At 72.6% G+C, this 19716-nt stretch carries 14 protein-coding genes, 2 tRNA genes and 1 riboswitch; of the genes, 11 read left to right on the forward strand and 5 right to left on the reverse strand.

What is annotated here, in order from left to right:
- Positions 1-3: 3 nt before the first annotated feature.
- The 3 genes from ABD346_RS02890 (at position 4) to ABD346_RS02900 (ending at position 2855) form a co-directional block, all read left to right on the forward strand.
- Entirely contained in the window at positions 4-1524 is a 1521-nt protein-coding gene (locus ABD346_RS02890; RefSeq protein ID WP_344371181.1) for an amino acid permease, read from the forward strand.
- Between the two features lie 141 nt (positions 1525-1665).
- A tRNA-Lys gene (locus tag ABD346_RS02895) sits at positions 1666-1738 on the forward strand.
- Between the two features lie 478 nt (positions 1739-2216).
- A complete protein-coding gene (locus ABD346_RS02900; protein ID WP_344371182.1) occupies positions 2217-2855 on the forward strand; it encodes an SIMPL domain-containing protein in 639 nt (212 codons plus the stop codon).
- A gap of 44 nt (positions 2856-2899) precedes the next feature.
- Here the strand turns inward: ABD346_RS02900 and ABD346_RS02905 are convergent, their stop codons facing one another.
- On the reverse strand, positions 2900-3421 hold the full coding sequence (locus tag ABD346_RS02905) for an HAD domain-containing protein (RefSeq protein ID WP_344371183.1): 522 nt from the start codon (positions 3419-3421) through the stop codon (positions 2900-2902).
- 121 nt (positions 3422-3542) lie between these two features.
- Here ABD346_RS02905 and trpD point away from each other — a divergent pair, with 121 nt between their 5' ends.
- From trpD to ABD346_RS02940, 7 genes are all read left to right on the forward strand, one after another.
- Entirely contained in the window at positions 3543-4604 is a 1062-nt protein-coding gene (gene trpD, locus ABD346_RS02910) for an anthranilate phosphoribosyltransferase (protein ID WP_344371184.1), read from the forward strand.
- Positions 4605-4873: 269 nt separating this feature from the next.
- Complete coding sequence (locus tag ABD346_RS02915) at positions 4874-6157, forward strand: LPXTG cell wall anchor domain-containing protein (RefSeq protein WP_344371185.1); 1284 nt, start codon at positions 4874-4876, stop codon at positions 6155-6157.
- Between the two features lie 94 nt (positions 6158-6251).
- Positions 6252-6325: transfer RNA gene (locus tag ABD346_RS02920), tRNA-Met, on the forward strand.
- 112 nt (positions 6326-6437) lie between these two features.
- Complete coding sequence (locus ABD346_RS02925) at positions 6438-7223, forward strand: MerR family transcriptional regulator (RefSeq protein ID WP_344371186.1); 786 nt, start codon at positions 6438-6440, stop codon at positions 7221-7223.
- A 302-nt stretch (positions 7224-7525) separates the two neighbouring features.
- Positions 7526-8710, forward strand: a complete 1185-nt coding sequence (locus tag ABD346_RS02930; protein ID WP_381225357.1) for a PP2C family protein-serine/threonine phosphatase — start codon at positions 7526-7528, stop codon at positions 8708-8710.
- A gap of 253 nt (positions 8711-8963) precedes the next feature.
- Positions 8964-9135: riboswitch (cyclic di-AMP (ydaO/yuaA leader) on the forward strand.
- Between the two features lie 11 nt (positions 9136-9146).
- The gene (locus ABD346_RS02935) at positions 9147-10217 is read left to right on the forward strand and encodes a M23 family metallopeptidase (RefSeq protein WP_381225022.1); all 1071 of its coding nucleotides are present in this window, start codon (positions 9147-9149) and stop codon (positions 10215-10217) included.
- Between the two features lie 430 nt (positions 10218-10647).
- Positions 10648-11592 (forward strand): aldo/keto reductase, encoded by a 945-nt coding sequence (locus ABD346_RS02940; protein WP_344371188.1) that lies wholly within the window; start codon positions 10648-10650, stop codon positions 11590-11592.
- On the opposite strand, the gene ABD346_RS02945 is transcribed toward ABD346_RS02940, so the two are convergent.
- From ABD346_RS02945 to ABD346_RS02960, 4 genes are all read right to left on the reverse strand, one after another.
- Positions 11584-13056: a PrsW family intramembrane metalloprotease gene (locus ABD346_RS02945; RefSeq protein ID WP_344371189.1), complete on the reverse strand. Its 1473-nt coding sequence runs from the start codon at positions 13054-13056 to the stop codon at positions 11584-11586. The two genes, ABD346_RS02940 and ABD346_RS02945, sit on opposite strands and share 9 nt — an antisense overlap.
- Before the next feature lie 47 nt (positions 13057-13103).
- Complete coding sequence (trmB, locus tag ABD346_RS02950; RefSeq protein ID WP_381225354.1) at positions 13104-13910, reverse strand: tRNA (guanosine(46)-N7)-methyltransferase TrmB; 807 nt, start codon at positions 13908-13910, stop codon at positions 13104-13106.
- Between the two features lie 89 nt (positions 13911-13999).
- Complete coding sequence (gene lhgO, locus ABD346_RS02955; protein ID WP_344371190.1) at positions 14000-15202, reverse strand: L-2-hydroxyglutarate oxidase; 1203 nt, start codon at positions 15200-15202, stop codon at positions 14000-14002.
- A gap of 110 nt (positions 15203-15312) precedes the next feature.
- Complete coding sequence (locus ABD346_RS02960; protein WP_161245700.1) at positions 15313-16728, reverse strand: NsdA family TPR-like regulatory protein; 1416 nt, start codon at positions 16726-16728, stop codon at positions 15313-15315.
- A gap of 793 nt (positions 16729-17521) precedes the next feature.
- Here ABD346_RS02960 and ABD346_RS02965 point away from each other — a divergent pair.
- Positions 17522-19672, forward strand: coding sequence for an asparagine synthase-related protein (locus ABD346_RS02965; protein WP_344371191.1), 2151 nt, complete (start codon positions 17522-17524; stop codon positions 19670-19672).
- Positions 19673-19716: the final 44 nt, after the last annotated feature.

Below are 19716 nucleotides of genomic sequence, written 5' to 3' on the forward strand. Positions count from 1 at the left end.
GGCATGACAAGTGACGTCGGCACCACCAGCGAGGGAGTGCCCGGGGGCACTCCGGGGTCGGACGAGGAACGCCTGGCGCAGCTGGGCTACAAGCAGGTCCTCGCCCGCCGCATGTCGGCCTTCTCCAACTACGCCGTCTCGTTCACGATCATCTCGGTGCTCTCCGGCTGCCTGACGATGTACGCGTACGGCATGAAGACCGGCGGCCCGGCCCTCATCACGTGGAGCTGGGTCGCGGTGGGTCTGATGACGCTGGTCGTGGGCCTGGCGATGGCGGAGATCTGCTCGGCCTACCCGACCTCGGCCGGCCTCTATTTCTGGGCCCACCGCCTGGCCCCGCCCCGCCAGGCCGCCGCGTGGGCGTGGTTCACGGGCTGGTTCAACGTGCTGGGCCAGATCGCGGTGACGGCGGGCGTCGACTTCGGCGCGGCGTCGTTCCTCGGGGCGTACCTGAACCTCCAGTTCGGCTTCGAGGTGACCCCGGCCCGCACGATCCTGCTCTTCGCGGCGATCCTGCTGCTGCACGGCCTCCTGAACACATTCGGCGTGCGCATCGTCGCCATCCTGAACAGCGTGAGCGTGTGGTGGCACGTCCTGGGCGTGGCGGCGATCGTGGCGGCGCTGGCACTGGTCCCGGACCGCCACCAGTCCACATCCTTCGTCTTCACCCACTTCGTGAACGAGACGGGCTTCACGAACAGCGTGTACGTGGTCCTGATCGGCCTGCTGATGGCGCAGTACACCTTCACCGGGTACGACGCCTCCGCGCACATGACGGAGGAGACCCACGACGCCTCGACGGCGGGCCCGCGCGGCATCGTCCGCTCGATCTGGACGTCCTGGATAGCGGGCTTCGTCCTCCTGCTCGGCTTCACGTACGCGATCGGCTCGTACGACACCCAGCTGAACTCGGACACGGGCGCGCCCCCGGCCCAGATCCTCCTGGACTCCCTGGGAGCGACCGGCGGCAAACTCCTGCTGCTTGTGGTGATCGGCGCCCAGCTCTTCTGCGGAATGGCCTCGGTGACCGCCAACTCCCGGATGATCTACGCCTTTTCCCGCGACGGCGCGCTGCCGTTCTCACGGCTGTGGCACACGGTGAGCCCGCGCACGCGCACGCCGGTGGCGGCGGTGTGGCTGGCGGCCGGGGCGGCGCTCGTCCTGGGCCTGCCCTACCTCATCAACGTGACGGCGTACGCGGCCGTGACCTCGATCGCGGTGATCGGCCTGTACATCGCGTACGTGATCCCGACCCTGCTGCGCCTGTTCCGCGGCGACGCCTTCGCGAGGGGCCCCTGGCACCTGGGCCGCTGGTCGCGCCCGATCGGCGTCGCGGCGGTGGCCTGGGTGGCGGTCATCACAGTCCTGTTCATGCTGCCCCAGGTCTCCCCGGTGACCTGGGAAACCTTCAACTACGCCCCGATAGCGGTCCTGGCGGTCCTGGGCTTCGCGACGGTGTGGTGGCTGGTCTCGGCCCGCCGGTGGTTCCTGCGGCCGGTCGAGGCGGGGGAGTTGCGGGAATGAGGGGTACGGGGTGATTCGACCCGCTCTGTCCCGGGCGGGAGGGGTTCCGCGGGCGGGGTGTTCGACCCGCGACGGGCCCGGCAGCCGATACCCGATCGGCTGCCGGGCGCCGTCCGGCTATGCTCGGGGGTGACTCGCCAAGGGCCATTAGCTCAATTGGCAGAGCAGCGGACTTTTAATCCGTTGGTTGTCGGTTCGAGTCCGACATGGCCTACCTGTGGTGGGGGAGGGGTTAACCCCCTCTGACCTGCAGTCGAGCGCCCCGACCGGGAATCCCGGCCGGGGCGCTCGGTCGTTGTGGGGCGGCCGGGATCCGGGCCGCGGCGAGAGGCAGGATGCCGCAGGTTGGACGACGTCGAAGGAGCCGGTGGCCGGTGCGGTGCGGCTTCAGGCATGACGATCTCTTCTGCGTGGGACGTCCCACGGTGCCGCCCCCCGGTGTCCCTCCGCGGCGCCCGACGCTGACGGTGGCTGCCGAGCCGGCCGGAATCGTGGCGCTCCTGGTTGCGCTGATCGCTCTCGTCGGACGCTGAGGCCGACCCTCAACCACGGATTCGGTCATGTGGCTTCCTTGAGCGGGACGGCGAAGCCAATCTGCTGCTGAGCGGCACCTGAAGGGCGCCTTCCCCAACGCCACGAGTTTCCCGGCACGTTCGGCACCTGGCGCGAGTGCCCAGTGGTTGGATCCCCGTATGGCAGAGATCAGAGAGCCCTGGGGGCTCAGTGTGCTGGGTGCGGGCAATGTGTCGGCCGAACCGAGGGTCGCTCAAGTGCAGTTGGCGGTCGACCTGCTCGCGCCCTCGCCGAAGGAGGCCTTCGAGCAGGCCGGTTCGGCGGTCGCCAGGCTGCGTACCGTGCTGCGCGAGCACGGCATACCCGATTCCGAGGTGTCCGGATCGCGCCTCGACCTCACGTCGCAGTTCGACGGATACGGCGGGGAGCGGACGTTTCGCGGCTACCGCTGCGTGGCGCAGTACACCGTGCAGACCGAGGACCTGGACCGGCTGGAGCTCTTGATCGAGGACGCTGTCGAGGCCGGGGCGAACCGGGTCGACGAGGTCCACTTCGACGTGCTCGACAAGCCGGCGATGCGGGACGAGGCCCGCCGCAGGGCGGTGGCCGCGGCCCGGCGCAAGGCCGAGGTGTATGCGGAGACGTGCGGGGTGAAACTCGGCCCCGTGATCCACATCCAGGACGTCGACCCGGAAACCGTGGGGCGGCGCAGCCACGGCGGCCGCCTCGGCGGAGACCCGGAGACCGACGGGGCGTTCGCCCCCGGCACGGTGCGGGTCGAGGCCGCCGTACTGCTCGGCTTCAGCCTGCTCCCCTGACCGGCCTCGGGGACGGGCGGCGGCGCTGCCTTCTCCGGTGGGTGTCAGGGCGGAAATCCCTGTCCCGCGGCCCGCGACCACCCCTCAAGCGCCGTGAAGTCGGCATCCGTGAGTCCCTGGCGCGGGTCTACGCGGTGGAGCAGGACCGGCCCTTGGGCGTGCGCGGCCACCCACGCCCGGTCGGCGGCGGTGATCTCGTCGTCGACCCAGGCGAAGGGCCGCCCGGCCGCGTAGTCGACGACGGCCCGGGTCTTCCAGTGCAGCCCGTCCTGATCGTCGTCGTACGCATCCGGCCAACTCAGTACCGGCAGCTCCGGCAGGCCCAGTCGTGGGGCGATGCACTCGTTCGCGTCGGCCATCCATGTCGTGGCCCACACCAGCTCGCAGAAAAGCGCCGCCAGCCGAGGACCGAACTTTGGATTCAGCCTGGTCAGGAGGGGGTTGGTGGTGCCACCCCCGGGTTCGGGGTCCGGCTCGTACGTCGGATACCCGCCCGGGCGCCCGAACGGGATGAGCGGTCCGTCGACGTCGAGGAAGAGCAGCGGGCGCTGTGCAGGTGCGGTCACGGCTGCACGGTAGTGGCGACGGCGGCGATCGGTTCGCCCGGCACCAGGTGCGGGCGGGGCCTGCCGATAACGTGGGCTGGACCACCGCGCGGTCCCGCCGTGCCCGCATCGAGGGGAAACCGTGACCGACACCGACCGCTCCTGGCGGCACCTGCTGGCCGTACTGCTGCGTGGTGAGGACCTCCGCGCGGACGATGCCCGCTGGGCCATGCGGCAGGTCATGGACGACGCCGCCGAGCCGGCCCAGGTCGCCGGGTTCCTGGTGGCGCTGCGTGCCAAGGGCGAGAGCGCCGAGGAGATCCACGGGCTGCTCGACGCGCTGATGGAGCGGGTTGTTCCCCTTGCCGTGGACGGGGCCGGCGTCGTCGACATCGTCGGGACCGGGGGCGACGGGGCGCACACCGTCAACGTGTCCACCATGGCCGCCGTCGTCGTCGCCGGGGCCGGGGTGCCCGTCGTCAAGCACGGTGGGCGGTCCGTCTCCAGCAAGGCCGGGGCGGCCGACGTACTGGAAGCGCTCGGGCTGCCGCTCGACCTCACCCCGGACGCCGTCGCCCGCTGCGTCCACGACGCCGGCATCGGCTTCACCTTCGCGCCCCGCTTCCACCACGGGCTGCGCCACGCGGGACCGGTCCGCAAGAGCCTCGGCGTGCCCACCGTCATCAACTACGTCGCCCCGCTGACCAACCCTGCACGGCCCCGTACCGCCGTCGTCGGCTGCTCCAACACGGCGCTGGCCCCCGTCCTCGCGGACGTGCTCGCGGCCCGCGGGGCCAGTGCGCTGGTCGTACGCGGCGACGACGGACTGGACGAGATCACCACCGCCGCTCCCACCCGGGTGTGGGTCGCCGCCGGGAAGTCGGTGCGTCAACTGCGCCTGGACACCGCCGAGTTCGGGCTTTCCCGGTGTGCGCCCGACGCGCTGCGCGGGGGCGATGCCGCCTACAACGCGCTCGCCGTCCGGCGCGTCATGGACGGCGAGACCGGGCCGGTCCGCGATGCGGTGCTCGCCAACGCCGCGGGGGCGCTCGCCGCGTACCGGGGGCTGGAGGAGCGGAGTCTGGACGATGCCTTCGAGGCCGGGCTGCGCGAGGCGCGGCACTCGATCGACTCCGGGGCGGCCGCACGCACCCTCACCGGCTGGCTGGACCTCGCGCGTTCCCTGGCCTCGAACCCCCGCTGACGAGGCCGAACCTCTGTTGCCTACCGGTGACAGAGTGGAGATTGTTCCGGGTCAGGTTCTGGCAGAAGATGAGCACATCGCAGCAGCGGGGGGGAGTGCAAGACCCGCGAAGCGGCGACAAACCTTCGCATCACTCTTCGCACCACCCAGATCGTGCCGTCGCTCCGGCGCTCTGCCGCAGCCGGCCGGTCTTTCGCTGAACCTCTCTGTCTTCTTCGCCGACTGCCGCTGCGCAGAACGCCCTTGTGTCTCCTTGGGGGGAGTCCACCATGTCCGCTCGCATCGCCCACCGCCTCTTCCGTCCTGCCGCCACCGCCGTTGTCGTCGCCGCCGTCGCCGGCACCGTACTGCTGCCGATGTCGGCGCAGGCCGCCACGTCCGACGACGCCCAGCGTCCGCTGGTGATGACGATGGGGACCCCGGCGCCCAACGGGCCGCTGACCCGGGGCGGGGCCGCCGAGACGTTCGAGCTGACGGTGGGCAACCCCACGGCGAAGACGCAGGCCTTCCACCCCTGGATGCTCGGGGACGCGGTCGGCGCCAGCCCGCTGCAGAGCGACGACGTCACCTTCAAGGTCGAGGCCGTGGACGCACCCGCGACCAAGTCCTTCGTCGGGCACCAGGACGGCGGCTGGCAGGGCATGTTCTACCCGTCGGGCAAGGACCTGAGCGCCGGCTTCGACGTCCCGGCGAACGGCAAGCTGACCTGGAAGGTCACCATCGGCCTCGGCGCCGGCTACCCCACCAACGACGGGGACTTCAAGCTCACGGCGACCAGCCTCAACGGCGAGGTCGCCCAGAACCACCAGGCCTCGCACACCTTCAAGGCCGACCCGCAGATCAAGGCCGGCCGGCTGAAGACCTGGTTCGAGAAGAAGCCCGGCTCGACCATGGACCACCCGAACGACCGCCAGTACCTGGACCTGCACTACCAGGCCACCGGCGACGGCGTGTTCAGCAGCGCGCTCACCACCCGGCTCCAGCTCTCGTACGCCGGCCCCCAGGTGAAGACCCCGGCCTTCTTCGTGCAGGCGCTGATCGACGGCCGCTGGCAGGACCTGAAGGTCGAATACGGCAGCGTCGCCCTGCCCACCATCCCGAAGGGCTTCGGCTCGGCCTCCGGCGTGCGGACCCTGCCGCTGCGGATCAACCTGGGCGTCAAGACCCAGATCAAGAAGGTCACCCCGATCACCGCGGAGGCCGACGTCTCGCTGGCCTCGGGCAACACCTACCCGTTCGGCGGGGCCACCGCGCAGTTCTCCCTCGGCCCGATCGACGAGGGCACCACCACCCCCACCACCAAGCCGTCCACGAAGCCCACCGGCACGCCCTCCGCGAAGCCCGCCGCGTCCGCCGCCGGCTCCGCGGCGCCGGTAGCGGCGGCCGGCAACGCCAACCTCACCACCGCCACGTCCGCCACGGGCAGCCTGGCCCACACCGGCGCCGACTCCAACACCGGCCTGTACGCGGGTGTCGCCGCGGCTCTGGTCGCGCTCGGCGGAGCGGTTGCCTGGCTGGGCGCGCGTCGCCGTCGCAGCGCCTCGTCCAGGTAATCCGGTAAGCGTGCACGTCGGCCGCGAGCCGTCGTGGCCGGTCGCGCAGTGCCCCCCGGCCCCNCTCCGAATGGCGTACAGTTGTGTTTACCGACGCGGGGTGGAGCAGCTCGGTAGCTCGCTGGGCTCATAACCCAGAGGTCGCAGGTTCAAATCCTGTCCCCGCTACTGAACGAAGAGGCCCGGCACTTGTCATCAAGTGCCGGGCCTCTTCGCGTTCCCCCGATCCCTCGAAACGCGCCTTGACCTTTACGCAACGTCAAGATCTAGCGTGGTCGGTGTGAACGGCAAGGAGTGGTCGATCCAGGAGATCGCCAAGAAGGCCGGGACGACGAGCCGCACCCTGCGCCACTACGGAGACCTCGGCCTGCTCGCCCCGAGCCGCATCGGAAGCAACGGATACCGCTATTACGACCAGAACGCCCTGGTCAGGCTCCAGCGGATCCTGCTCCTGCGGGAGCTGGGGCTCTCGCTGCCGGTGATCGGCGAGCTCCTGGAGGGCGAGCGCGATCCGGCGGCCGCCCTGCGGACCCATCTGCGCCTCCTCGAACAGGAGCGCGAGCGCATCGCGCGGCAGATCGCGTCCGTGCGGACCACCCTGCACAAGACCGAGAAGGGAGAGGAGCTCATGGCGGAGGAAGTGTTCGACGGCTTCGAGCACACCCAGTACGAGGAGGAGGTGAGCCGGCGCTGGGGGCGGGACGCCTACGAGAAGGGCGACCGCTGGTGGCGCTCGCTCACCGAGCAGCAGAAGAAGGGGTTCCTGAAGGAGCACGAGGACATCGCCCGGGACTGGGGGCGGGCGCACAAGGCCGGTCTCGCGGCCGACGGCGCCGAGGCGCAGGACATCGCGCGGCGCCACGTCGCCTGGCTGTCCACCACGGCGGGCGTCGGCAGGTCGTACGTCATCGGGCTCGGCCGGATGTACGTCGACGACCCGCGCTTCGGCGTCAACTACGACCAGCACGGCGAGGGCACAGCGGCCTTCGTGAGGGACGGCCTGACGGTGTACGCCGAGCGGCACCTCACGGACGGGCCGGACACCGGGAGCACGTGCGGGGAGTAGTCTCGCGTGCGCCATGAGTGAGCGTACGAGGACCGGGACACGGGCGGGGACACGGCGGAAGGTGCCTGTCGTGTTGCTGCTCGCCGCGGGTGTGTTCCTGCTGAGCGGCTGCGAGGAACTGGGGGAGCCCCTCCCCGTCAAGGGAGTGCCGGCCGCCGGGTCCGCGGGCCCCGCGCACGGCTGCCGGCTGAATCGCGGCGGCTGGGTCGAGCTGCCGTGCGTGCCCGATCAGGGTGCCAACCATCGCCACACCAGGGGGAGCTGCGCCCGGGGACGCCCGGGGCCCCACCGCTGCCGCCGCCATTGACTGCCCCGGTTGGGCGCGCCGAGTCGCCGGAGGAGCCGGGAAGCGCCAGGCTGGACGGGTGCGGCAGCGAGCAGAGGGCGACAGGCGCCTGGTACGGGCGCTACCCGTACTGCTGGTCGTCGTCGGCTTCGTCTTCGACGCCTCGACCCCGCCCGACCTGACGGCCGCCGCGCTGTTCGCGGGCGCGCCGGTCGCCGCCGCCCCGTTCTACTCGGGCCGCGGCACCGCCTTCATCGGCCTCGGCTCGGTGGCCGCCGTCGTGGCGCTCTGGTTCATACACGATCTGCCCAACCTCGGCGAAGGGTCCAGCGAGCTGTTCACCGTGCTCACGGTGGGCGCCCTCGCCCTCGTCATCAACCGCATCCTGCGCCGCAGCGGCGAACAGCTCGCCTCCCAGCGCGTCATCGCGGAGACCGCCCAGCGCGCCGTGCTGCCCACACCGGCGGCCCGCATCGGCGGGCTCAATGTCGCCGCGCGGTACGAGGCCGCGCAGGCGGACGCCTTCATCGGCGGGGACCTGTTCGCCGTGCAGGACACCCCCTACGGGGTCCGGCTCATCGTCGGCGACGTACGCGGCAAGGGGCTCCAGGCGGTGGAGGCCGTCGCCGTGGTGATCGGCGCGTTCCGGGAGGCCGCCGAGCAGGAGTCGTCCCTGGAGGCGGTCACCCAGCGCCTGGAGCGGGCGCTGGCCCGCGAGGGCACCCGGCGCGACCGGCTCGACGCGGTCGAGGGGTTCACCACCGCGCTGCTCGCCGAGATCCCGCGCGGCGACGGCACCGTACGCCTGGTGAACCGGGGGCACCCCGAGCCGTTCATGCTGGGGGCGGACGGCTCGCTCGACATGCTCGTGCCGTCCGAGCCCGCGCTGCCGCTCGGAATGGCGGACCTCGGGGTGTGGCCGGACCGGGCGGACGTGCGCCCCTTCCCGCCCGGGGCGACGCTGCTGCTCTACACCGACGGCCTGTCCGAGGCGCGCGACGGCTCCGGTGTCTTCTACGACCCCGGCACCCGGCTGCGCGGCGCGATCTTCCCCGGTCCGGACGAGGTCCTGGACGCGCTCGTCGACGACGTGCGCCGCTACACGGGCGGCGGCTCCAACGACGACATGGCACTGCTCGCGGTGGCCCGCCCGGCCGAGGGCCAGCCGCAGCGGCGCCGCACGGTCAAGATCGTGAAGTAGAGGGCGTGACGGTGTGTGCCTGAAGGGTCTCCCTCCGCATAACAATTGACACACCGTCAGAAATTGGGTGTGGCGAGGGTGAGGCGGAAGGGCCCTGAGGGGCCGTCAACTCGCCCGATTTGACATGCCTATGGGGTATTAAGTCCTGGCCAGGACCGTTAACGATCAGTGGGAACGGCTTGGAATCCGCCCCCGCTGTCTATTAACGTTCGATAACGCAGCGCGGTCGTCCCAGCCGCCGAAAAGGCGGCACCGTGCGCATGCGCCGAATCCCGCGAGGGAACCGGGGAACCACCAACTTGGGGTGAATCGGACGTCCGTCAGGGACGCTCGTAGGAGACCTTCCGCTCCGAACCCTCCCCCAAGGCCTTGAGGGCCAGGGGGGACCCCCACCGCTAACCCGGTAGGCGGTAAGGAAGGAAAGGAGCACGCCTTCGTGGCGTCCAACGAGCCTGCCCTCGACACCCCCCTGCCTCCGCATTCGCTGTACGGGGACGTGCCCGGCGAGACCGAGAGCTGGGAGGAGTGGGACCCGACCGAGGAGTCGGTGCGTCCGGTACGCGGCCGGCACCGGGTGGCCAAGCAGCGCGGCGGGCTCGCCCGCAGCTCCACGGTTCTGGGCGTCGGCGTCATCGCCGCGGTCGGCGCGGGCGGCATGGCCACCGCGCAGACCAAGCCGCCGGTCTCCATATCGCTGCCCGACTCCATATCCGAGAACCTGCCCGACCTCGGGTCGCTGCCCGGCGTCGGCGAGCTGGTCTCGCACGACAGCCCGGACACTCCGAAGACCGCCGCCGCCAGGGCCGATCAGAAGATCGCCGCCTCGCCGCTGACCATGACGGGGCTGTCCACCGGCGAGGCCGAGGCGGGCGCCACCGACGCGGGTGAGGCGCTGCGCGCGCGCATCCTCCAGCAGGCCGAGCAGCAGAAGGCCGGTGCGATCGCCGAGGCCAAGGCGGCCGCGCAGAAGGCCGCGGCGGAGAAGGCGGCCGCCGAGGCCAAGGCCAAGCAGGACGCGGCCGCCGCCAAGGCAGCCGCCGAGAAGAAGGCGGCCGAGGAGGCCGCGGCCAAGAAGGCGGAGGAGGAGCGGCTGGCCAAGCTGGCCGCGAGCTACTCGCTGCCGGTCGGCTCGTACACGCTGACCTCCACCTTCGGCGAGGCCGGCTCGATGTGGTCCTCGGGCCACCACACCGGCCTCGACTTCGCCGCCCCCACGGGCACGCCGCTCAAGGCGATCCACTCCGGGACGATCAAGTCGGCGGGCTGGGCCGGGGCGTACGGCTACCGCACGGTGATCACGCTGGATGACGGCAGTGAGCTCTGGTACTGCCACCAGTCGTCGCTGGCGGTGAGTGTGGGGCAGAAGGTGTCGACGGGTGACGTGATCGGCCGCGTGGGCGCGACCGGGAACGTGACGGGCCCGCACCTCCACCTGGAGGTCCACACCCCGTCCGGCACGGGCATCGACCCGATGACCTGGCTCCAGTCGAAGGGGCTGAATCCCTGAGGCGGGCTGGTCCCTGGTGGGGGCGCTGCCCCCACACCCCCGCTCCTCAAACGCCGGAGGGGCTGGATGGCGTTCGGGTGCGGGCCGTACGTGGCTGATCGCTCCCCCAAGTTCTCGGCTCCGCTCGAACAGGGGGGACCCCCATCGCGGCGGAGCCGCACATGTCACAGCCCCGCCCCTAACAGGGTTGATGCTGGCAGGCCGAGCGTCTTCAGCCTGTCAGCCGATCTCGGACAGCAGCCCACTCCTGGCCTGTCCGGCGTTTGAGGACGAGCGCCCTTCAGGCGCGAACGGGGTCTGGGGCGGAGCCCCAGAAGCATCTTCACGGGGAGGGGCGGGGTGGGGCATCCCGGGGTCTGGGGCGGAGCCCCAGGGGGTGCTGGTGGGCGTGGTCCGGAATACCCACTCCCGTAAGGGAGTTGATCAACCCATGACCTCTCTCCGTACGCTCGGCAGCTCCGACCTCTCCGTCTTCCCCCTCTCCCTCGGCGGCAACGTCTTCGGCTGGACGGCCGACCAGGACCAGTCCTTCGCCGTCCTGGACGCCTACACCCACGGCGGCGGCAACTTCATCGACACCGCCGACCTGTACTCCGCGTGGGGCGAAGGAAACTCCGGTGGCGAGTCCGAGACGATCATCGGGAAGTGGCTGGCCGCCCGCGGCAACCGGGACGACGTGGTCGTGGCCACCAAGGTGGGCGCGCACCCCGGGTACAAGGGCCTGGCCCCGACCAACATCAAGGCCGCCGTCGAGGAGTCGCTGCGCCGCCTCGGCACCGACTTCATCGACCTGTACTACACGCACTTCGACGACCCCTCCGTCCCCGTCGAGGAGATCGTCACCGCCCTGGACCAGCTGGTGCGGGACGGCAAGGTCCGCGCGCTCGGCGCCTCCAACATCAGCCCGGAGCGGCTCCAGGAGTCCCTGGACTTCGCCGACCGCGAGGGCCTCGCCAAGTACGCGGTGCTCCAGCCGCACTACAACCTGGTCTCGCGCGGCACGTACGAGGGCGCCCTCCAGGAGACCGCGTCCCGCGCGGGCCTGGCCGCCGTCCCCTACTTCGCGCTCGCCTCGGGCTTCCTCACCGGCAAGTACCGCCCGGGCCAGTCGGTGAACAGCCGGCGGGCCGAGGGCGCGGGCGAGCACCTGGGGACCGAGCGGGGCCGCAAGGTGCTCGCCGCGCTCGACAAGGTCGCCCAGGAGACCGGCGCCGAGATCGCCACGGTGGCGCTGGCCTGGCTGGCCGCCCGGCCGACCGTCGCGGCGCCCATCGCCTCGGCCCGTACCGTCGAGCAGCTCCCGGCGCTGCTCGCGGTTGCCGACCTGGAGCTGACGGACGCGCAGGTCTCCGAGCTGACGGCCGCCTCAGCGTAGGTACGGGTTGTACGGCGCGGGGCCCGCGGCCGGGCCCGGCTGCCCGTAGGGAACCTGCGGAACGTAGGGAACATACGGCGCGAACTGCGCGTGCTGGGTGTAGGGGTGCGGCGGGCCCGGCTGCGGGGGCAGCCAGATCCGGCCCGTGGCCCCCGCCGCGTACAGCAGCGCCGGGCCCGCGACCGGTTTGCGCTCCCACAGATGGTGGAGCAGCTCCTGCTCGCGGGCCGCGAAGTCGGGACCGGGGCCGACCGCGCCCGCGCTGCGGTAGGCGCGGTGCCGCAGGAAGGCGAGCGCGGTCGCGAACGCCTCGTACTCGGCGACCGCCCGCGCCGCCGGCTTCCCCCCGAAGGTGCGGTGCGCGAAGTCGCGGGCCGCCGCGCGGGCCGCCATCGAGGACAGCGCGAGCGGTTCCGCGGGCCCGAGCCAGCCGGCCGCGGCGTAGGCGGGCAGCTCGGCGGCGACCGTACGCAGCTCGCGCTGCCGGCTCCAGATCGCGAGCCAGGTGAGCAGCCCGAACACCGGCACCATGAACGCCCCGTACACGATGTAGAAGCCGTACACCCCGAACAGCGTCGAGCTGTTCCACAGGGCGTGCATGCCCATCGCGCACACCAGGCCGCCCAGCGGGAACACGACGCGGCGCAGCCGCTTGCCGGGCGGGGCGAGCGCGGCCGCGCCGAACCCGATGCCGGTGAGCACCGTGAACAGCGGGTGCGCGAACGGCGACATGACGACCCGTACGAAGAAGGTCGCCGCCGTCGTCGAGGCGAGGCCCGCGCTGTGGCTTGCCTGGTCCTCGCCGAACGCGTTGCCCAGGTAGAGGATGTTCTCGGTGAAGGCGAAGCCGGTCGCGGTGAAACCGGCGAAGACCACGCCGTCGACGATCCCCTTGAAGTCGCGTCTGCGGAAGAGGAAGAGCAGCAGGACGGCCGCCGCCTTCGCGCTCTCCTCGACTATCGGGGCTATGACGCTGGCGCCCAGATGGTCGGCAGAGGAGGGGTCGGCGGTGGCCGTGGCTATCCAGCGCGTCGCGAACGAGTTGGCGATGATCGCCACCAGGGCGGCGGCGCAGGCGCCCCACGCCAGGGCGAACAGGAGGTTGCGCCACGGCCCCGGGTCGACCCGGTCCAGCCAGCGGAACGCGGCGCCGAGCAAGGGCACCGGAAGCACCGCGAGCCCCAGGCCGACCAGGAACCCCTCGGTGCCAGTCTGTTCCCGTACGAGCGCGAGGATGACCAGGCCGCACAGGGCGAGCAGGGTGATCAGCGCCCCCGCGCGGACCGCCTTGGAACGCCAGAAGTCACGGCGTGGCCGGTAGCGCCACTTCGACCGGTCCGGAGGGACCGCGTCGAACCGGGGCTCGTCCGCGCACGCCGGAACCGGCTGGGCCGGAAGGGCCGACCCGGCCTGCTGGGGCGCCTGCCCGGGATGCGGGCGATGCGGAAGCGACTCGAAGGACACCAGACGACCCTAACGAGGGTCACTGACAATCCGCGACGGTGCCTGCACTACCCGCTGTGCCCGACCCGTCGGAACAGCAGGTCGTGTACCACGTGGCCCTTGTCGAGACCCTGCCCCTCGAACCGCGTCAGCGGCCGGAACGCGGGCCGCGGCGCATAGCCGCCGCCCTCCACCGTGTTCTCGAAGTCGGGGTGCGCGCCGAGCACTTCGAGCATCTGCTCGGCGTAGTCCTCCCAGTCCGTCGCACAGTGCAGGACGGCGCCGGGCTTCATCCGCGTCGCGGCCAGCGAGAGGAACTCGGGCTGGATCAGACGGCGCTTGTGGTGGCGCGCCTTGGGCCAAGGGTCCGGGAAGTACACCCGGAGCCCGTCCAGGACCTCCGGCTCCAGCATTTCGCGCAGCAGGATGATCGCGTCGCCGTTGGCCACGCGGATGTTGCTCATGCCGCCGCGTTCGGCGAGCCCGAGGAGGTTGCCCTGGCCGGGGGTGTGCACGTCGACGGCGAGGATGCCGGTGGCGGGGTCGTCCGCGGCCATCTGCGCGGTGGCCTCGCCCATGCCGAAGCCGATCTCCAGGACGACGGGAAGGCCGTCGAACATCTCGCCCAGGTCGATCGTGCGCAGCCCGTCGATGTCGAAGCCCCACACCGGCCACAGCCGCTCCAGGTACTCGCCCTGGCCGGTGGTGACGCGGCTGCGGCGGGGCTGGAAGCTGCGGATCCTGCGCTCGTGGTGCGATCCGGCGGGGTCGGCCGCCGGGCCGCCGGGGAACCGGGGCGCCTTGTCCCTGGGCAGGACCTTTTCGGTGGCCGCCGCGGCCGGGGCTTCTGGGGTGTGGGGGTGCTCAGACACAATGCGCCCAATTCTACGACCCCGGCGCCGGCGGGGGTGCTGCCGTCCAGCGGGGCCTCGGCCCCACGGCCCCGCGCGAGCGGGGCGCCGGGTCAGGGGCGCGGCAGGGATGCCAGCACCCTTGCCGCGACCTCCCTCCCGATCGGCAACGACGCCGTCGCCGCCGGGCTCGGGGCGTTCAGGACGTGCACCACCCTCGGGGTCTCCCGGATCAGGAAGTCGTCCACCAGGGTGCCGTCCCGCAGGACGGCCTGGGCCCGGACGCCTGCCGGGGCCGTGCGGAGGTCGGCTTCCTCCACCCCGGGGAGCAGGCGGCGGACCGCCTCCGTGAAGGCCCGCTTCGACAGCGAGCGGTGCAGTTCGCCCGCGCCGTAGCGCCAGTGACGGCGGGCTATCCGCCAGCTGCCGGGCCAGCCCAGCGTGCCGGCCAGCTCGGCGGGGCGGACCGTACGCCAGTCGTAGCCCTCGCGGGCCGCGGCCGGTACCGCGTTGGGGCCGACGTGGACCGAGCCGTCGACACCCCGGGTGAGGTGGACGCCGAGGAAGGGGAAGGCGGGGTCGGGCACCGGGTAGACCAGGCCCTTGACCAGGCCGGGCCGGGCCAGCTCGTAGTACTCGCCGCGGAACGGCACGATCCGCACCCCGGGATCGTCGCCCGCGAGCCGGGCCACCCGGTCGCAGTGCAGGCCCGCGCAGTTCACCAGGGCCCGGGCGCGCAGCACCGTACCGTCGGCCGTGCGCACGGCGACGCCGAGCGAGGGGCGGCGGTCGATGCGGACGACCTCCGCGCCGTACCGCACCTGCGCGCCGGACAGCTCGGCGAGGCGGGCCGCCACCGCCGCGTAGTCGCACACCCCCGTCGTGCCGACGTGGATCGCCGCGAGCCCGCGTACCTCCGGCTCGTACGCGGCTATCTGGGCCGGGCCCAGCTCGCGCACCGGGATGCCGTTCTCCCGGCCGCGCTGGACCAGGGCGTGCAGCCGGGGCAGCTCGGCGCGCTCGGTGGCCACGATCAGCTTGCCGGTGACCTCGTGCGCGATGCCGTGCCGGGCGCAGAACTCGACCATCTCGGCCGCGCCCCGCACTGCGAAGCGCGCCTTGAGCGAGCCCGGCTTGTAGTAGATGCCGCTGTGGATGACCCCGCTGTTGCGCCCCGTCTGGTGCCGGGCGGGGCCGCTCTCCTTCTCCAGGACCACCACGCGCGTGCCCGGCGCGGCCCGCGTGAGGGCGTACGCCGTCGACAGACCCACGATCCCGCCGCCGACCACCAGGACATCGCAGTCGTACGTCGTCACCCACACACCTCCCACCCCGGTCGCGTCTTTCCCGGAGGACGGCCCCGGACCCCCTCACCACATACTGCACTGACCCACTGACAATCCCGGTAAACGTCCGGTCGAGGGGTCTACGCCGGGGTCACCAGGAGCGGCCTCGCACGCTCGCGCAGCTCGGCGACCCTCGGCTCGTCCCCGTACGGCTCCAGGCGGTGCAGCAGATCGCGCACGTACTCGGTCGTACGGGCCGAGGAGATGCGGCCCGCGACCTCGACGGCGCGGGTGCCCGCCGCGCACGCCGCGTCCAGGTTCCCCGACTCCAGCTCGGCCACCGCGCTCACCACGAGCCGCAGCCCGTGCGAGCGCACGAACTCCTCGGTCGGCCGTGAAAGCGCCTGCTCGGTGAAGCGGCGCACCTGCCGGGGCGCCTTCAGGTCGCGGTAGCACTCCGCCGCGTCCGCCGCGAAGCGGTCGTAGGAGTAGAAGCCGAGCCACGACGGGTCGCAGTCGCCGTCGCGCGAGCGCTCCAGCCAGGCCTCGGCGGCCTTCAGGGCGGCCTCGGCGGGGTGCCCGTCGCCGGCCTTGGCGTGGGCGCGCGCCTCCACGAGGCGGAAGAAGGACATGGTGCGGGCGGTGGCGAGGCCGCGGTTGCGCTCGACGGCGGCCTGCGCGAGGTCGACGCCCTCGTCGGCGAAGCCGCGGTAGGTGGCCTGGAGCGACATGGACGCGAGGACGTAGCCGCCGAGCGGCACGTCGGCCGCGGCGCGGGCGAGCCGCAGCGCCTGGATGTAGTAGCGCTGGGCGGCTTCCTGCTGGCCGGTGTCGAAGGCCATCCACCCGGCGAGCCTGGTCAGTTCGGCGGTCGCGCCGAACAGCGCGCGGCCCACCTCGTCGCTGTACGAACCGAGCAGCAGCGGGGCCGCGTCGACCCGTAAGCACTCGGGAACCATCGAGGAACGCCAGTCGCCGCCGCCGTACTTGGAGTCCCACCGGCGCGCGTCCTCGGCCGCCTCGCGCAGCTTGGCGACATCGCTGTGGCCCACCTTCAGCGGTGGCAGGTCGGTCAGGTCGATGCTGCGGGCGACCGAGGAGTCGGCGGGCGTTATGAGCCAGCGGGACGCGGGCGTGGCGTACGCGCTGACCGCGAACGAGCCCGCGAGGGACTGCCAGATGCCGCCGCCGGCCCGCCGCCCGGCCAGATCCAGCCGGTACAGATCGGTCGCCGAGCGCACGGCCTCCGACACGTCGCGCGGGAAGGCGAGCCCGACCTCGGGGGCCGGATCCGCGTCCGCGAGGCCGATTTCGTGCAGCGGGACGGGCCGGCCCAGCTTGGCGCCGATCGCCGCCGCTATGAGATGGGGCGCGGCGCCCTGGGGCACCATGCCCTTGGAGACCCACCGGGCCACGGAGGTCTTGTCGTAGCGAAGGGTCAGGCCCCGCTGCGCGCCGAGGTCGTTGACCCGTCGCGCCAGGCCCGCATTGCTTATTCCCGCGAGGGCGAGAACCGTGCCGAGCTTCTCGTTCGGCCCGCGTTGCTCCCTGGACATGCGCCACCCCTCGACACAGACGGCGTCCCCCCGGGCGGTGTGGTGTCCGGATCGTCGGCCGCAAAAGCACGTGGCCGAACCCCCGGGAATATGCCGCTCGCGGGGAACAGCAGTAAACACAGCGTAGTTCGCCGCATCCCGACCGTTAAGAGGCGGTCTTCCGTATGGCGAGATTGTTTTCCGTACGAACAGTTGCTGACACCCACGGGCGCGCGGCGATCGCCGGGCCGCTGCGCCGGGGGTGAGGCGGGACCGGCCGCCGCCGCGCTCCCGCCGTGTGGCCGTGCGCCCGGCCGTGCGCTCTCGCCGGTCGCCCAGGGGAGCGCTTCCATGTGTGGTGCGTGGGTCGGCCCGCTGCATGGATCCAGTGGGCTGGGGGACACCGCCGCCTCAATCCCCGCGGGCGGCGGACCGGTCCGGGAGGCGAACAGCGCCTCCCGGACTGTGTGTTGAGGGCCTCCGGAGGCGGGTGTGACGAGCCCCCCGAGCCCCGAGAATGGCTGGATATCGCCCCTGGGTCGAGACCCCCGGAGCCGGTTGCCGATCACCGATGGCGGGCACCCCGTGTCCCGGGGGCGACGCCAATCGGCCACCCGCCGGGGCGCATTCACTTTTTGCGCCCGCTACCCGTAGCCCCTCCGGGGCGCCGTTGTCGTGGCAGCATGGGGTCCCGGCCTCCTTCGGCCCGTACGCGAGCCCGGTGCTGAGCCCCAGCGCCGAGCAACCTGACGGCTCGTCATGTCGAGGCCGGCCCGAGGTTGTCCACGAGTTGTCCACAGCCTGTGGAGGCGCGATGCGGTGGTTGGTGGGGTGGAGCAGCGTCGCCGCAAGCTTCCGCGCGGGCAGCTACGGTCCGGGCGGATACGGCACGGCCGGTGCGGTCGGCGAGCCCGACGAGGGGCGCACGGTCCACCCCGTCGGCGCCCAGCTCCTGTGGGGCGACCCGGATCCGCTGTGGGCGGTGGGGGACTGGCGCCCCGACGAGATCCGCATCGTCAGCGTCGGCGCCGACACCCGCCTCGCCGTACTGGGCTGCTGTGCCGCCACCGACGAGGAGCTCCGGGTCGGCCTGTTCGCCGCGCGCGGGGGAGCGCTGCGCCACCTCTCCGCGTGGCCCGGCAGCTACACGGCCGTCGCCCAAGTGGCCCGCCGCGTCACGGTCGTCGGCGACCTGGCCGGCGCCCGGCCCGTCTTCTACACACCCTGGGCGGGCGGAACGGCCTACGGAACGGCGGCACTTCCGCTCGCCGACCTCATCGAGGCCCAGCTCGACATCGGCCACCTCGCCGCCCTGCTGGCCTGTCCCGACGTGCCCGAGGCGCTCGGCGACTCCACCCCGTACGCGGGCGTGCGCCGCATCCCGCCCGGCCACGCGCTCGTCCTGCGCGAGGGCTCGCGCGAGATCACCGGGTACGAGCCGGTCGCCTCGCTCGCGGTGGCCGCGCCCCAACTGGCGCCCGCCGCAGCGGTGGAGGGTGTCCGCGACGCCCTGGTCTCCGCGGTACGGGCCAGGCTCACCGCACCCCGGCACGCGCCCGAGACCCTGCCGCCCGACCCCGGCCCGGTCCCCGGCATGGGTCCGGCCGAGCGGCGCGCCGCCCGCGGGGGCCCGGCCCCCGGCATAGGGGCCGACCTGTCCGGAGGCCCCGCCTCCGCGACCCTCGCCCTGCTCGCGGCCGGGCTGCCCGGGGTGCCGGGCACGGTGCTCGGCCATGGCACGGGCGCGGGCGAACGCCTCCTGGCCGTCACCTTCAACGACCTCACGGTCCCCGGCGCGGGCCGCCAGGCCGAGCTGGAGCGGGCCGGAGCGATGGCGGCCAACCCCCGCCTGCACCACGTGGTGGTGACGGGGGGCGAGGAGTGCCTGCCGTACGCGGACCTGGAGGGCCCCCTGACGGACGAGCCCGGGCCCTCCCTGATCGCGGCCCCGCGCCACCGCCGCCGCCTGCTCTCGGGCAGCGCGGACCACTTCACGGGAAGCGGCGCCCGCCAGGTCCTGGACGCCCATCCGGCCCGCCTGGCCGATCTGCTGATGGATCGTCAGCGCCGCCACCTGCTCCGCCCGGCAACAGCCCTGGCAAAAGCAGGAGGCCCGTCGGCGCATTCGTTGTTCGTCCCCCTGACGGTCTACAGAGCGGCCCGACGCCTGGCCCGTACCCCCTACCGGACCGGGATCGAATCGGCGGCGGACGCGCTGCGGGCGTCGGCGGCCGACGGCACGGGGGCGCCCCGCCCCGACGACGCGGCGAGCCCGCTGTCGATCTCGCTCGCCGCACTGTCATGGACGCGCCCCGGCCCGGCGGCGCGCTGGCTGACCGGGGAAGCACTCGCCGAAGTATCGGTTCGCCTGATGGCCTCGGCGACGCGCCCGGCGCCGTCGCAGCGCCCGGGCGAGGCCCGCGCGTCGGCGGCGCTCGCCCGTTACGCGGCGGACCACCGCATCCTGGAACAGGCCGCGGAGGTCCGCAGCCAGCGCCTGCACGCCCCGTTCCTGGACAACCAGGTGGTACGGGCGTGCCGGGCCCTGCCGGAATCCCTGCGGGTCCAGCCGGGCGCCCGCGCGACGATCCTGCGTACGGTGCTCTCGGCATCCGGGGTCCGCGACCTGCCCCCCGGCTGGGGCGCCCCGTCCCACGCCCCTTCGACGGCCGCCGCAAGAGCGGGCCTGCGCCAGTCGGCCGACCCGCTGATCTCCCTCTTCGAGGCCCCCCTGCTCGCGGACGCGGGCCTGGTGGAAGCCCGGACGGTCCGCAAGGCGCTGAGAGCGGCGGCGGAAGGCGAAGCCCTCCCCCTGGACGGCCTGGCGGACCTGATCTCGACGGAGCTGTGGCTGAGGCGACTGCTGTCGCGAAGGGGAACGTGCTGGACAGGCACGGCAGCGCCGAGGCAGCGGGCGGTGGCGCAGGGAGTGACTCCGCCGAGGCGGCCTACGCTGCGGTCTTGAGGGGGCCTGGAATCGCCCCGCCGGGGAAAACGATTCCCCCTGCA

Source organism: Streptomyces mauvecolor (genome assembly GCF_039532965.1).
Lineage (GTDB): Bacteria > Actinomycetota > Actinomycetes > Streptomycetales > Streptomycetaceae > Streptomyces > Streptomyces violascens.